This is a genomic window from Streptomyces sp. NPDC059679 (assembly GCF_042734105.1).
Classification (GTDB): domain Bacteria; phylum Actinomycetota; class Actinomycetes; order Streptomycetales; family Streptomycetaceae; genus Streptomyces.
Map to the genome: position 1 here is coordinate 1 of NZ_JBHWES010000035.1, position 13460 is coordinate 13460.

Consider the following 13460-nt stretch of genomic DNA (forward strand, 5'->3'; position numbering starts at 1 on the left):
CCGGCGGCCACGGCGGCCCCGAAGTACCGCCCGGACTGGGCCGCCTGAGCGCCCAGGGTGGACGCCTGAATGGAGGCGGAGTCAGACGCGGTGGCGGGTGCGGCGGTCGCGGTCCCGGCCACCGCCATCACGCCGGCGGCCAGCAGCCCTAACGCCGTGGCTCGGCGTCGGCCGGATCTGATCAGAGGGGTCATAGTCTCTCCTTGAGGGTCAGGGCGTGCTCAGTTCGAAGCGCGCGACTCGTACCGAGCCGCCGAGCGCCTGGGTGGCGTAGTTGAAGAGGGCGTAGCGATATCCCATGAAGAACCGCCAGTCGTTGCCCATCGTGAAAGAGGGCCCGAGGCGGATGAACGTGGTGCCGTCGGTGCTGTACGAGAAGGTGCCGGGCCGGGCCGCGCCGGGGCGGATGTCGGCGGTGGCCCGTAGCCAGATGCGGCCGCCGGAGACGGCCGCGCTCGCGGCCTCGGTGCCGGTGCCGGTGGTGTTCCAGTTGGTGTCCATGGTCAGGCCGTTCACCATGACGACCCTGGTCGTGCCGCCGTCGCGTTTGATGCCGATCCATGCGGAGGAGTCGCGCAGGAGCGCGAGGCCCGCTCGGTCGCCATCGCGCATCGTGGAGTAGTCGAGCTGGATGGTGGCGGTGGAGGTGGGCCCCTGGATCCGGTGGGTGAGGGTGTTGCGGGCCCAGTACAGGTCGCCGGTGACCGTCGCGGTCTGGAGGGTCAGTCCGTTGTTGACGGACCACTTGCTGTTGTCGGGGTTGTGGTTCCACTCCCACTTGGGCTTGAGGGTGGTGCCGTCGAAGGTGTCGACGCCGGTCATGGGGGTGGTCTGGCGGGGCGGGGCCGGGACGGCGGGGCTGGGGTAGGAGGTGCCCCAGGCGCCGTTCACGAGTTGGATGGTGGGCCAGCCGTCCGAGGTCCAGGTGATCGGGGCCAGGACGGGGATCCGGCCGCCGGGGTAGGCGTCGACGAAGGCCATGTAGTGCCAGGCGCCGCTGGCCGTCTGCACCAGTCCGCCCTGGTGCGGTACCCCGCCGCCGGAGACCGGTCCGCGCAGGTCGAGGAGGACCTGCCGCAGCGTATAGGGCCCGAAGGGGCCGCTGGTCGACTTCAGGATGTACTGGCCGTTGGCGGGGCGGGTGAGGAAGATGTAGTAGTTCCCGTTGATTTTGTAGAAGCGGGAGCCCTCCAGGGTGCCGATGCTGGAGGGCGTGGAGAACACCTGCTGTGTGCGCACCTGGGTGCGTCCGTCGGCGGAGAGCTGGGCCACGCTGATGGTGGTGTTCCCGTATGCCACGTACAGGGTGTCGTCGCTGTCGACGAGCAGACCCGCGTCGTAGTAGGCGTTGTTGATCGTGGTGAGTCTGGACCAGGGGCCTTCGACGGCGGTGGCGGTGTAGATGTAGGTCTTGGCGAAGTCGATCTGGCCGAGCCAGTAAAAGGTCCTGTTGCTCGGGCGGTAGGCCAGCGACGAGGCCCAGATGCCCCGGACATAGCCGCGTGCCCCGTTGAGGTCGTACTTGGCGCCGAAGTCCAGGACCGGCACCGAGTGTCCGGCGAACTCCCAGTTGACCAGGTCGTACGAGCGCAGGATGGGCGCCCCCGGCGAGTAGTGCATCGTGGAGGCCGAGTAGTAGTAGGTGTCACCGACGCGGATGATGTCGATATCGGCGAAGTCCTGCCAGATCACCGGGTTGGTGTACGACGCGGCAGCGGCGGACGGGCCCTGCGCCTCGGCCGCGCGGGCCGACGCCGTGGCGCGCGGGGCGGTGGTCATGGGGACCGCGGTCGCGGCGATCAGGCCGGTGGCCGTCGTCAGCGCTCTCCGGCGGCTGTGAGGGTGATGGGTCCATGACATATGACGTACTCCCTTGCGCTGTGGGACCGCTCCCACGGAGGGGGTGCGGGACGGCGGGAAGGCCTTGCCGGTTTGGGGGGTGCGGGTGCTGCCGTGCTCGGTTCGCGCTGTGTGCCCCGGTCTGGCGGCGCGTCGTTCGGCATGCCGAATGGCGGCCGGTTATCCGGACGTTGAGGATGATAGGTGACGTGCCGGAAGCGTCAATACCTCTCGCACCATCTGGCGCTGCGGCACCATGCCGCACCGACGAAACCAGCGGTGTTCCGAGGGAACACCGCTGGGGGAGAAGCCGACTGCGCGGGCGCGGTTAGACGTTGACGCCGTAGTCCTTGGCGATCCCGGCGAGTCCCGTCGCATAGCCCTGGCCGATGGCGCGGAACCTCCACTCGCCCTCGCGCCGGTAGAGCTGCCCGAACACCATCGCGGTCTGGTCGTATGCGTCCTCGGTCAGCTCGTAGCGGCACATCTCCACGCCCGTCGCCTGGTGGACCACGCGAATGTACGCGTCACGGATCCGGCCGAAGGTGATGGCCGCCCCGCCCTCGTTGTGGACCGACACCACGAACACCACGGACTCGGCATGCGCCGGAAGCAGGTTGAAGTCCACGGCGATCTGCTCGTCGTCACCCTCGCCCTCACCGGTCTTGTTGTCGCCGGTGTGGCGGACCGACCCCTCCGGTGTGGCCCGGTTGTTGAAGAAGACGAAGTGCTGATCCGACAGAACCCGGCCATCGCCGCCCAGGACCAGCGCGCTCGCGTGGCCATGTTGGGGCGCCCCGGCGCATGCTCATGTGGTCGCCCCGCGGGTGTGCAGGCTCAGCACGGCACCCGCCATCAGCAGCAGCGCCCCCGCGCCCTGCACCCCGTCGAACGACTCGCCCATGAAGAGGTTGGCGCACACGGTGTTGACGACCGGGACCAGGAACATCATGAGAGAAGCCGACGCGGGCCCCACGGCCGCGATGCCCCGGTAATACAGCAGGTTGGCGACGGCGGCGGCGCACACGGCGAGATACGCGGCGTTCAGCCACACCCCGGTCGGCAACTCGCCCCAGCGCACCTCCGGCAGATCGGGCACGGCGATCACCCCCAGGAGGACGGCGCCCGAACATGTGGCGTAGGTCGTGGCCCGCAGCGGCTCGATACCGGCCAGCACCCGCGGCCCGGTCAGGGTGTACGCGGCCCAGCACACCGCACTGAGGAGGAACAGCGCGTCCCCCGCGAGCCGTGTGGAGTCACCGCCCCCGGACGAGGTGCCGCCCGCCCCCAGAAAGAAGACCACGGCCCCGGCCAGCCCCGTGCCGAGCCCGGCGATACGCGCCGCCGAGGCCCGCTCACGCCGTACCGCCAGCAGAAAGGCGCTGGTGAGCACCGGGCTCATGACCGGGATGAGAATGCCGGCGTCCAAGGAGGGCGCCAGCGACAGCCCCCAGAAGAAGAACGCGTTGTACGCGAATACGCCCAGCACCCCCGCCAGCGCCGCGCGCCACCCGTGGCGCACCGCCACCTCCGTCCGCCGTCGGCCCCCGAACACCCGTCGGCCCCCGGACACCCGTAGGGCCAGCAGCAGCGCGAGGGCTCCACCGCCGAAACGCATCAGCGCGGCGACGGTGTGCGGCATATGGTCCACCACCGACTTGGAGCTGGAGAAAGCGCTGCCCCACAACACCATGGTGACGCCGAGGAGCGCATAAGGACCGCTCAGGGCCTGTTTCGATGCCATGCCCCCACCCTGGCCACCCGCCCCGCGTCTGTCTTGAACGCCTGTGCGCCCACCATGTGCAGCACAATGAGGCCATGGGAACGGAACAGAGCTGGGTGCGCTACTGGCGGGACGGCTCGTATCCGCTGGAGGCGATGCAGGCCCACTTCTTCGACCATGTGTACGCGCCGCACAGCCACGACACGTACTCCTTCGGCATCACTGACGTCGGCGCCCAGCGATTCCACTGCCGCGGTGCGGCTCACACCAGCGGCGCCGGGATGGTGATGGCCTTCAACCCGGACGATGTGCACGACGGCCGGGCCGCCGCGGAACTGGGCTACCAGTACCGCATCGTGCACATCGGCCCCGCGCTGGTGCGCGACGTGCTCACCGACGCGACCGGCAAAGGCGTCGCGGCCATGCCCTTGTTCGGGCAGCCCGTCCTTCACGACACCACGCTCACCCGCGCGCTCGGCCGCCTCTACGCCGTGCTCAGCGGACCCGCGGACCCCGGCGTACGGGACGAATGCCTGACCGCGGCCGTGCTCGCGGCGGCCCGCCGCGGCGCCACCCGCGCCCCCCGCCTCCGCGCGGAGTCGGCGAGCGCCCAGCGTCAGATCGCCCGCCGGGCCCTCGCCCTCCTCCGCGAGTCCTGCCTCGAACCATCCCTCACGCCGCTGCCCGCCGCCGCCCTGGCCGAGGCGATCGGCTGTAGCCGCTACACCCTCTACCGCTCCTTCCGCGCCGAATACGGCCTGGCCCCCAGCGCCTACCAGCGCCAGCTCCGGCTGCGCCGCGCCCGCGACCTGATGGCCACGGGGATCAGCCCCGCCGCCGCGGCGGCCGCCACCGGCTTCGCCGACCAGGCCCACTTCACCCGCTGGTTCCACCGCGCCTACGGCCTGACTCCAGGCACCTTCCACCGTGCGCTGGGAGTCGGCTAGCTTGGGCCGGCCGGGCCGTCAGGCGGGGGTGAGGCGGTATGTCACGCCGGGCTCGGTGTCGAACGAGGTGAGGTCCGGCTCGGGGTGGTCCGTCCGTACGGGCTTCCCTCGCGCGGTGACCTTCAGGCGGGTCGTCGCCCGGACCACGGCGCGGGCGCCGATACGGGAGTGCAGCCGGCAGTCGGCCAGGGTGGCGTCGCTCCAGGTGAGATCCACCTCGAAGCCACCGCGGGCCATAAGCCCATGGATTCGCCCGTCGGGGAGCGAGGGAGGCAGGGCGGGCAGGAGGTGGAGTTCACCGGCGTGGGACTGCAGCAGCCACTCCGTGATCCCCGACGTGGCGCCGAAGTTGCCGTCGATCTGGAACGGGGGGTGCAGATCGAAGAGGTTGGGTGCGGTGCGCTCGGGTGTGAGCAGGTCACCCAGCAGTTTGAAGGAGCGGTCGCCTTCGAGGAGGCGCGCCCAGAAGTTGATTTTCCAGGCCAGTGACCAGCCGGTTCCCGCGTCGCCGCGCAGCTCCATGGTCCTACGGGCCGCCGCGAACAGCTCGGGCGTCCCGCGCTTGGTGATCTGGTTGCTGGGATGCAGACCGTACAGATGCGAGATGTGGCGGTGATTCTGCTCCGGGGCGATGGCGTCCCAGTCCTCCTGCCACTCCTGCAACTGGCCCTGGGCACCGATCTTCATGGGCGGCAACTTCCCGCGCACGGTCGTCGCCTCGGCCCGCATGTCCGTGTCCTCGCCGAGCAGTTCGGAGGCGTTGACGAAGCCGTCGAACAGATCACGCAGAATCTGGTTGTCCATCGTCGGCCCCGCGCAGACGGACGCATCCGGGTGATGGGCGTGTTCGGGGGACATCGACGGGCAGGTGACGAGGTGGCCGCTGGAGGGATCGGTGACCAGGGTGTCCAGGAAGAACAACACCGCGCCCCTGAGCACCGGGTAGCGCTTGCGCAGCGCTTCCTTCTCGCCCGTGAACAGATAGTGGTCCCAGATTCCGGTGGCCAGCCAGGCCCCTCCGGTGGGCCAGGTGCCGTAGAAGGCCTGGTCGCAGGGGGCGGTTCCACGCCAGCCGTCGACGTTGTGGTGGGCGACCCAGCCGCGTGCCCCGTACTGCGTCCGGGCGGTCCTCGCGCCGGAGACCGACAGGTCGGCGAGCATGTCGAAAACCGGCTCCCAGCACTCCAGAAGGTTGGTGACGGGGGCCGGCCAGTAGTTCATCTCGGTGTTGATGTTGATGGTGTACCGGCATGACCAGGGCGGGCTGAGCAGATCGTTCCAGATGCCCTGAAGGGTGGCCGGCTGGGTGCCCGGCCGCGAGCAGGAGATCAGCAGATACCGTCCGAACTGGTAGTGCAGGGAGACCAGTTGTGGATCGAAGGTGGAGGAGAAGTTCTTCACCCGCTCATCGGTGGGCAGCTTCGCCGCATCGGTCGACCCCAGATCGAGTGTCACCCGGCGGAACAGCCGCCGGTAGTCGTCGATGTGGCGCTTGCGCAGCGTCGTGAACGGCACGTCGGAGGCGGCGTTGAGCGGGGCGGCGGCGCGGGCGGTGTGGTCGCCGGTCGGGTTGCCGAAGTCCGTATAGCTGGTCCCGATGGACATCAGCAGGGTGACGGCGTCGGCACCGGCCACCGTGAGCTTTCCGCCCTCGCTGCCGACCGTGCCCCCCTCCGCACAGGCGCGGGCCAGCGCCCGGAACCGCACCTGACCGGTGATACCGCTCCGGGTCTGCCCCGTGCCGTCGATCGCGACCGTGATCCGGTCCGGCGAGGAGCCGGTCACACTCTGAGGGCTGTCGAAGGCGGCGGTGAAGGAGATGGAGCCGGGAGTGTCCGCGGTCAGCCGTATGGCGATGACCTGGTCGGGATGGCTGGCGATGACCTCGCGACGGTAGGTGACGCCGCCCTGCGTGTAGCGGACCGAGGTGATGGCGGAGTCGATGTCGAGCTCACGGCGGTAGCCGCTGACCTCGCCCTGGGAGGAGAAGGTCAGCCGCAGATCGCCGACCGTCTGATAGGGCAGCTCGGAGAGGGGGTTGCCCATGAAAGTGCTGTCGATCAGGGCCTGGGCGTTGCCCCATTCACCGGCGAAGACCCTTCTGCGGATCTCGGGAAGGTTGCTCAGCCCCTGAGGATTGGCCGGGTCGTACGGGCCGCCGGCCCATACCGTGTCCTCGTTGAGCTGGAGCCTTTCGGTGTCGGTGCCGCCGAACACCATGGCGCCGAGCCGTCCGTTGCCGATGGGCAGCGCCTCCAGCCACTCGGAAGCGGGCCGTGGATACCAGAGGGTGAGCTCGCCGGGGAGAGTGGCGCCGCTGTCGGCCGCGTCGTCCGGCGCGGCGTCGGTCGGGGTGTCCGATGTGGCGCCGGTCTGCTCGGCGGCGTGGGCACCGCCGGACGGGAGGCCGGCCGCACCGGCTGCGGTCGCTGTGGACAGGGCGAAGAAATGTCTGCGGTCCATGGACACAAGACTCAATTCATCGGATGTCTACTGTCAACACACCCAAAGCGGGATGAGCGGCGAGCGACACGCGATAACGGCGGCGGGTCAGGACTTCGGCTGCTCGAGTCCGTCCGCGCCGGCCGTCGTGGTCGTCATTTCCTGCGTGCCGATGACGGAGAGCAGTTCCAGCTGGGCCGCGCCCTCGGTGCCGGGCTGGGCGCTGAACCACAGCAGGCGCTGCCGCCCGTCCTCGCTGAACAGGCTGTGGCAGTCCAGCTCGATGACGCCGAGCGCGGGGTGGACGATGCGCTTGTGGTCGGCCCGCCGCAGGGCGACGTCATGCGTGTCCCAGAGGGCGGCGAACTCCTCGCTGCGCCGGCGCAGCGAGGTCACCAGCTGGGCCACCTCGGTGTCGCTGCCGCGCCGGGCGGCGACCGCCTGGAGGTCGGCGACGAAGACCCGGGAGTGGTGGGGGTGGTCCTCGGGCGGGTGGAGCCTACGGGCCTCGGGGTCGGTGAACCAGCGGTAGACGAGGCTTGTCGCGGGGCCGCGTACCGCCGGGGGCCGGCCGATGAGCGCGGCGGCCAGGGGGTTCTGCACGAGGGTCTGGTGCAGATCGGTGATCACCTGGGCGGGGGTGGTGGCGAGCCGGTCCAGCAGACCGAGCAGACCGGGCTGGACATGCGCGTTCGGGCCGTGTGTCGCGGGCGGGACCGGCCGGTCGGCGAGGTGGAACAGATGGTCGCGCTCATCGCCGTCCAGCCGTAGCGCCCGGGCGAGCGCGGCCAGCACCTGCGCCGAGGGCTGCGCGCCGCGCCCGCGCTCCAGCTCGGTGTAGTAGTCCGCGGACAGCCCGGCCAGCTGGGCGACCTCCTCACGCCGCAGGCCCGGCACCCGGCGCCGGGGTCCGCCGGGCAGCCCGACGTCGGACGGGCGGATCCGGTCGCGCCTGGATTTGAGGAACGCGGCGAGTTCGGCATGCTTCACGCCCCCATCGTCGCGCGTACCGGCGGGCTGAGCCAGGGGTTGAGAACCCCAGGGTGGAGACAGCCCTGGCTGGCCCCGGAACGCCGGGCCACGCTGGAGCACAACGGCAGGGCGCCGCCGGCTCGTCGGCCCGCTGACACGGGACACCGGCATCGGCACCCCTGCGCCTTGCGCCACGAACCATCCGACGTTCCATCCCCCGTTCCATCCCCCGTCATCACGTTGCAGGAGTCTGCATGCCCACCCAAGAAACCCCGACGAACCGCGTCGCCATCGTCACGGGCGGTTCCCGTGGCATCGGCCGCGGGACGGTGACCCGGCTGGCCGCCGACGGATACGCCGTCGTGGTCGGCTATGCGGGCAACCGCGATCAGGCCGAGGCCGCCGTCAAGGAGGCCGGCGCCGCCGGAGGCAGGGCGGTCGCCGTCCAGGCCGACGTCGCCGACGAGCGGCAGGTGGCCGAGCTCTTCGACACCGCGGAGGCCGAGTACGGCGGCATCGACGTCGTCGTCCACTCGGCAGGCCGCACGTATCTGGCCCCGATCGCCGAGCTGGACCTGGCGGAACTGGACGCGCTGCACCGCACCAACATCCGCGGCACCTTCGTCGTCGCCCAGCAGTCCGCCCGGAGGATCCGCGGCGGCGGTGCGCTCATCACCTTCTCCACCTCCGTGGTGGGCCTGGCCTTCCCCCGCTACGGCGCCTACAGCGCCAGCAAGGGCGCGGTCGAGGCACTGACCATGGTCCTGGCGCGCGAGCTGCGCGGCCGGGACATCACGGTCAACACCGTCGCCCCCGGCCCCACCGCCACCGAGCTGTTCTTCGACGGCAAGGACGAGGAGACCGTCGCCCGGCTGGCCGCCCAGCCCCCGCTGGAACGCCTCGGCACCGCCACCGACATCGCCGAAGTCGTCGCCTTCCTCGCCTCACCGGCCGGCCACTGGGTCAACGGCCAGGTCGTCCGCGCCAACGGCGGCATCATCTGACGGCCACGTCGCCCCGTACGAACGTTTCACCCCCGTACGCCAGCTACGTCATCACAACCCGAACAACCCGAACAACCCGAACAACCCGAACAACCCGAAAGAGAGCCACCATGCCGTTCGCGAACTTCAAGGTCCCTGCCGGATCCCTCGACGAGAAGCAGAAGGCGACGATCGTCACCCGCACCACCGAGCTGTACGTCGAGATCTACGGGGAACGTGCCCGCGCCACCACCCTGGTCCTGGTCGAGGAGGTCACCGACGGCGGCTGGGGCATCGGCGGCAACGTCCTGACCCTCGCCATGCTCCAGCAGGACCCCGAGCAGCAGGACCCCGAGCAGCAGGACCCGGAACACTGAAGAGCCCTGCCGACCCCACCGTCACCGTCCGGGTACTCTGCCGAGGAAGGCCCGGACGTGGTCGGCGACCGTCTCGAGATGGCTTTCGAGCAGGAAGTGGCCGCCGTCCACGAGGTGGACCTCGGCGTCGGGCACATCGTCTCTGAAGGCCGTCGCTCCGGCCGGCCCGAAGATCTCGTCGTTGCGGCCCCAGACGGCGAGCAGCGGGACCCGGCCGGCCCTGAGGTAGGCGTGCAACCGCGGGTAGACGTCGAGGTTGGTGATGTAGTCGCGGAACAGCTTGAGCTGGACCAGGTCGTTCCCCGGGCGCTGGACGAGCGCGGCATCGTGGTGCCAGGCGTCGGGGCTGACCAGGCTGGGGTCCGGGACGCCGTGCAGATACTGCCACTTGATGGCATCGAGGCCGAGCGCTGGCCGGAGCGCGGCCTCGGTCTGCGGATTCGGATCCTTGGCGTAGGCCCAGACAGGGGTCCAGAATTCCTCGACGAAGCCGGCCTCGTAGCCGTTGCCGTTCTGGGTGACGATCGCGGTGACGGCGTCGGGGTTGTCGAGCGCGAGTCGCCAGCCGATGGGCGCGCCGTAGTCCTGGACGTAGAGCGCGTACCGGTCGACGCCGAGTTGGGCGAGCAGACCGGCGGTCAACTCCGTCAGCGCGTCGAAGGTGTAGTCGAAGGCGTCGACTCCAGGAGCGTCGGACAGGCCGAATCCGAGGTGGTCGGGGGCGATGACGCGGTAGCGGTCGGCGAGGGCCGGGATGAGATGGCGGAACATGAACGAGCTGGTCGGGTAGCCGTGCAGCAGCACCAGGCTCGGGGCGTCGGCCGGTCCGGCCTCCCGGTAGAACAGCCGCTGCCCCCGTACGGTGGCGTAGCGATGGTGAACGGCCATATTTCGCAGGTTAAGCGAATCTCTCACCGACGGCCATTTCAGCCGGGAGGGGGCCGGAGAGCGGGGGTGCGGCGTGCGTGGACACCAGGTGTCGATCGCGCACGCCGCACACGCGGCTCAGCAGCAGGGGCCGGGTGTGTGCTCCTCGCGGTGCCACCAGTACCGCTCGCGGGCCGGGCCCTGGGGCACGTCCTCGGCCCTCGGCGTGGCCTTGGCGGAGGCGTTACGAGCCGCGCCCGGCCTCTCGGCCACCAACTCGTCCACCGTGTGCACCACGCCACCGACCACCACCTGCCGCACCGCCGCGGCCGCTGTGATGTCCTTGAGCGGGTCGCCCTCCACCAGCACCAGGTCGGCCAGCTTCCCCGGCTCGACCGTGCCCAGGTGGGCGCTCATGCCCAGGGCCCGCGCGCCCGTCACGGTGGCCGAGCGCAGCGCCTGGTACGGGCTGGCGCCGTAGCGCACCATGGTCTGCACATTCAGGTGGTAGTAGATGGCCGGGGGCACGAGCGGGCTGTCGGTGCCGACGCCCACGCATGCCCCCCGCTCCAGCAGCCCGTGCAGTGTCGCCCCTTCCCGGGCGGTGAAGGCCAACTCGTCGGTCGGCTCGTTCTGCTGCGCGTCGGCCACGCCCTTGCGGAAGTCCTCGTACTCGGCCGCGCTCATCAGCGATGTCAGCCGCCGGTCGCCGACCGCCCACTGGGCGTACCGGAACAGCGCGGCGCGGGTGGCGGACAGGCCCGCGCCCGACAGCCCCAGCGTCGGGGTGAACACCATGCCGGAGGCGACGAGCGGTTCGGTCACGTCCTGGTAGGTGTGGCCGAGATGGGTCTCCTTCTGGCGGCGGCCGTAGCGGCTGGTGCCGCCGATGTGTTCGACGCCGTCGGCGCCGAAGCACAGCGGGCCGAACAGATAGTGGGAGGTCAGGGGCAGGCCGAGGCGGTGGCTTCCCTGTACGGTGACGCGCTGGAGCGCATACGGCAGCCGCACATAGGTCTTCATCAGGTCGTGGCCCAGCGCCTCCGCCTTGGCCACCTCCCGCGCCACCTCCTCCTGGCTGGTGGTGGGGCGGCCGACGCCGTAGTAGGTGCGGGTGCCTTCGAGGGCGTCACCGGCCGCGAAGAGGCGTGGCCCGATCCGGCGTCCGGAGTCGATGGCCTCCTTGGCCTCGACCGATGCGTAGTGCGCGCCGCCGGGCGAGCGCAGTGTGGTGACCCCGAACGACAGCCACAGCCGGACGGTTTCGGCCCGCTGCCAGGGCCCGTGTTCGTGGAGGGCGATCATGCCGGGCATCGCGGTCAGCTCGCGGGCGTCGACGGTGCGGTTTCCGGTCACGGCGCCGCGCGCCACGACCTGCTCGATGCGGTTGTCCTTGATGACGATGTCCACGTCGTGCCGCAGCGTCTCGGCCGTGCCGTCCCAGAGCGCCCCCACCTGCACCACCGTGCGGCCGGACTGTTTGGCCTGGCGCCAGGTCAGCTTGGTGGGGACGGCGGTGGCGCGGCCGGTGCGCACATCGGCGAGGCGCAGCCGGCCGTTGGAGAGATAGAGCAGCGACTGCCCGTCGGCGCTCCAGCTGGGGCAGTCGGCGGTCTCGTCGTTGAGCCGGCGGGCGGTGCCGGTCGGCCGCCCGGCGGAGTCGAGGGTGCTGAGGTGCACCGTACCGCCGAGCACATACGCGGTGTACGTACCGTCGGGCGAGTGGACGGGCCCGGCGTCGATGCGGTTCGCGAGGGACTTTCCCGGCACCGGTTCGTCGTAGTGGGTCTCGCCGCCGGCCAGGTCGATGGTCAGAATGCGGTTGGAGCCCTCGCGGTAGCGGGGCGTGGCGGGCACCAGCGCGGCGCATGACAGCTTGGTGCCGTCTGCGGAGAAGGTGGGCCTGTTGGCCCCGACGGGGGTGACCGTGCGTACGGCGCCGGAGGCGACGTCCACGGTCTGCACGACGCTGGACCAGAAGGAGAACGCGACCGTCTTGCCGTCGGGCGCGAAGACGGGCCCGGACAGCATCCCCTGAAGGTCCGTCAGCCTTCGGTTCTCGCCGCTGTCGAGGTCGTGGAGCCACAGATCGGCCGCATGGCCGCCCCGGTCGCTGACATACACCAGGGTGGAACCGTCGGGGTGCCAGGCGGGGTCGCTGTTGATGTTTCCGTCGGACACCACGGCCTTGGGCGTGGAACCGATGCGGCCGACCCAGATGTCGCCGAGCGCGGCGAAGGCGACCTGTTTGCCGTCGGGCGACAGACTCGGGCCGACGATGCCCTTGACCTCGCGCGGCGCGGTGGAGTCGAAGTCCCGGGGGGCGGGCCGCTCGGGGACGCGCGGCACGGTGAGACGGACGGTGAAGGGGATGTCCTTGACCGGGCCACCGGTGACCGGCCTCCGTCGGATCTTTCCGTCGGCCGTGTAGAACACCTCGCCGTCGGAGGGCCAGCGCGCGGCGAACGGGAAGACCTCCTCACCGTCGCCGGAGACGACCTTCCCGTCGACGACGAGGCCGGCGGACGAGGAGGTGAGGTGGACGTACGCCAGCTTGGTGCCGTCGGGGGACAGGGACGGCCCCGCCACCCGCCCCTCGGTGACGGTGACGAGCGTGGTGCGCTTGCCGTCGGCGTCGACCTGGACCACGGACTGCGGGGCGTCACCCTTGCCGCTGGTGAAGACGATCGCCTTGCCGTCGGGACGCCAGAAGGGCTGCGCCTCCTGGACGGTGGCGTCCGTACCGGATGTCCAGCGTTTGCTCTCGCCGGTGTCGAGGTCGAGGACGTAGATGGCGTAGTGCCCGTCCGTCTCGGCCGCGTACGCGATCCGTTTGCCGTCCGGCGAGAAGCGGGGCTCGTGGTGGTCGATGTCGCCCTCGGTGAGCCGCCGGGCCTCGGAGCCGTCCGCCTGGGCGAGCCAGAGGTGGAAGTTGCCGTCGGCGTAGGACTGGTAGACCAGGTGGCGGCCGTCGGGCGAGAAGTCGGGTTCGGTCGCCTCCTGGTCGATATCGGTCAGCCGGGTGGCCTCGCCGCCTTGCGCCGGGAGGGTCCACAGCAGGTTGAGCAGGTCCATGACGATGGTGCGGCCGTCGGGGGAGAGGGCGGCGGACGCGTTGGTGGCCTGGCCGACGGTGATCTGCCGGGTGTCGCCCTCAGCCGCCTTATCCTGGGCCGCGGCCGTCTCGGTGGCGAGGCCGGCCAAGGGGCCGCCCAGCCACAGGGCACCGGCCCCGACCGCCGCTTTGCCGCTCTGCTGGATGAGTGATCTGCGTGATAATTCCAACGCCCTGTCCCCTTGCTCGAATTTC

The 13460-nt window shown here is 70.5% G+C and carries 9 protein-coding genes and 2 pseudogenes; 3 read left to right on the top strand and 8 right to left on the bottom strand.

All coding sequences use genetic code 11. From position 1 onward, the window contains the following. The 4 genes and pseudogenes from ACFV2X_RS31390 to ACFV2X_RS31405 form a co-directional block, all read right to left on the bottom strand. A pseudogene (locus ACFV2X_RS31390) lies at positions 1-194 on the bottom strand (glycosyl hydrolase); the annotation flags it as partial. A 16-nt stretch (positions 195-210) separates the two neighbouring features. Continuing rightward, positions 211-1860, bottom strand: coding sequence for a glycoside hydrolase 43 family protein (locus tag ACFV2X_RS31395; RefSeq protein ID WP_385622920.1), 1650 nt, complete (start codon positions 1858-1860; stop codon positions 211-213). Between the two features lie 307 nt (positions 1861-2167). Further along, positions 2168-2638, bottom strand: a pseudogene (locus tag ACFV2X_RS31400) (TerD family protein); the annotation flags it as partial. 9 nt (positions 2639-2647) lie between these two features. Then, positions 2648-3583 (bottom strand): DMT family transporter, encoded by a 936-nt coding sequence (locus tag ACFV2X_RS31405; RefSeq protein ID WP_385622922.1) that lies wholly within the window; start codon positions 3581-3583, stop codon positions 2648-2650. A 74-nt stretch (positions 3584-3657) separates the two neighbouring features. Here ACFV2X_RS31405 and ACFV2X_RS31410 point away from each other — a divergent pair, with 74 nt between their 5' ends. Further along, positions 3658-4509 (top strand): AraC family transcriptional regulator, encoded by an 852-nt coding sequence (locus tag ACFV2X_RS31410; RefSeq protein ID WP_385622925.1) that lies wholly within the window; start codon positions 3658-3660, stop codon positions 4507-4509. A gap of 18 nt (positions 4510-4527) precedes the next feature. Here ACFV2X_RS31410 and ACFV2X_RS31415 read toward each other — a convergent pair whose 3' ends face one another. Both ACFV2X_RS31415 and ACFV2X_RS31420 read right to left on the bottom strand, forming a co-directional pair. After that, positions 4528-6972 (bottom strand): glycoside hydrolase N-terminal domain-containing protein, encoded by a 2445-nt coding sequence (locus ACFV2X_RS31415; RefSeq protein WP_385622927.1) that lies wholly within the window; start codon positions 6970-6972, stop codon positions 4528-4530. Positions 6973-7059: 87 nt separating this feature from the next. Beyond that, positions 7060-7941, bottom strand: coding sequence for a helix-turn-helix transcriptional regulator (locus ACFV2X_RS31420; RefSeq protein WP_385622929.1), 882 nt, complete (start codon positions 7939-7941; stop codon positions 7060-7062). Between the two features lie 236 nt (positions 7942-8177). Between ACFV2X_RS31420 and ACFV2X_RS31425 the strand changes: the two genes are divergently transcribed. Both ACFV2X_RS31425 and ACFV2X_RS31430 read left to right on the top strand, forming a co-directional pair. After that, positions 8178-8927, top strand: coding sequence for an SDR family oxidoreductase (locus ACFV2X_RS31425; protein ID WP_385622931.1), 750 nt, complete (start codon positions 8178-8180; stop codon positions 8925-8927). A 110-nt stretch (positions 8928-9037) separates the two neighbouring features. After that, positions 9038-9283 (top strand): tautomerase family protein, encoded by a 246-nt coding sequence (locus ACFV2X_RS31430; protein ID WP_385622933.1) that lies wholly within the window; start codon positions 9038-9040, stop codon positions 9281-9283. A gap of 21 nt (positions 9284-9304) precedes the next feature. On the opposite strand, the gene ACFV2X_RS31435 is transcribed toward ACFV2X_RS31430, so the two are convergent. Beyond that, positions 9305-10171: an alpha/beta fold hydrolase gene (locus tag ACFV2X_RS31435; RefSeq protein ID WP_385622935.1), complete on the bottom strand. Its 867-nt coding sequence runs from the start codon at positions 10169-10171 to the stop codon at positions 9305-9307. Between the two features lie 117 nt (positions 10172-10288). Continuing rightward, positions 10289-13435, bottom strand: a complete 3147-nt coding sequence (locus ACFV2X_RS31440) for an amidohydrolase family protein (RefSeq protein ID WP_385622938.1) — start codon at positions 13433-13435, stop codon at positions 10289-10291. Positions 13436-13460 lie beyond the last annotated feature (25 nt).

What these genes read in the sequence shown, in the direction of transcription:
- ACFV2X_RS31395 (WP_385622920.1), bottom strand. Translation starts at nt 1,860, where the DNA reads ATGTCATGGACCCATCACCCTCACAGCCGCCGGAGAGCGCTGACGACG.
- ACFV2X_RS31405 (WP_385622922.1), bottom strand. Translation starts at nt 3,583, where the DNA reads ATGGCATCGAAACAGGCCCTGAGCGGTCCTTATGCGCTCCTCGGCGTC.
- ACFV2X_RS31410 (WP_385622925.1), top strand. Translation starts at nt 3,658, where the DNA reads ATGGGAACGGAACAGAGCTGGGTGCGCTACTGGCGGGACGGCTCGTAT.
- ACFV2X_RS31415 (WP_385622927.1), bottom strand. Translation starts at nt 6,972, where the DNA reads ATGGACCGCAGACATTTCTTCGCCCTGTCCACAGCGACCGCAGCCGGT.
- ACFV2X_RS31425 (WP_385622931.1), top strand. Translation starts at nt 8,178, where the DNA reads ATGCCCACCCAAGAAACCCCGACGAACCGCGTCGCCATCGTCACGGGC.
- ACFV2X_RS31430 (WP_385622933.1), top strand. Translation starts at nt 9,038, where the DNA reads ATGCCGTTCGCGAACTTCAAGGTCCCTGCCGGATCCCTCGACGAGAAG.
- ACFV2X_RS31435 (WP_385622935.1), bottom strand. Translation starts at nt 10,171, where the DNA reads ATGGCCGTTCACCATCGCTACGCCACCGTACGGGGGCAGCGGCTGTTC.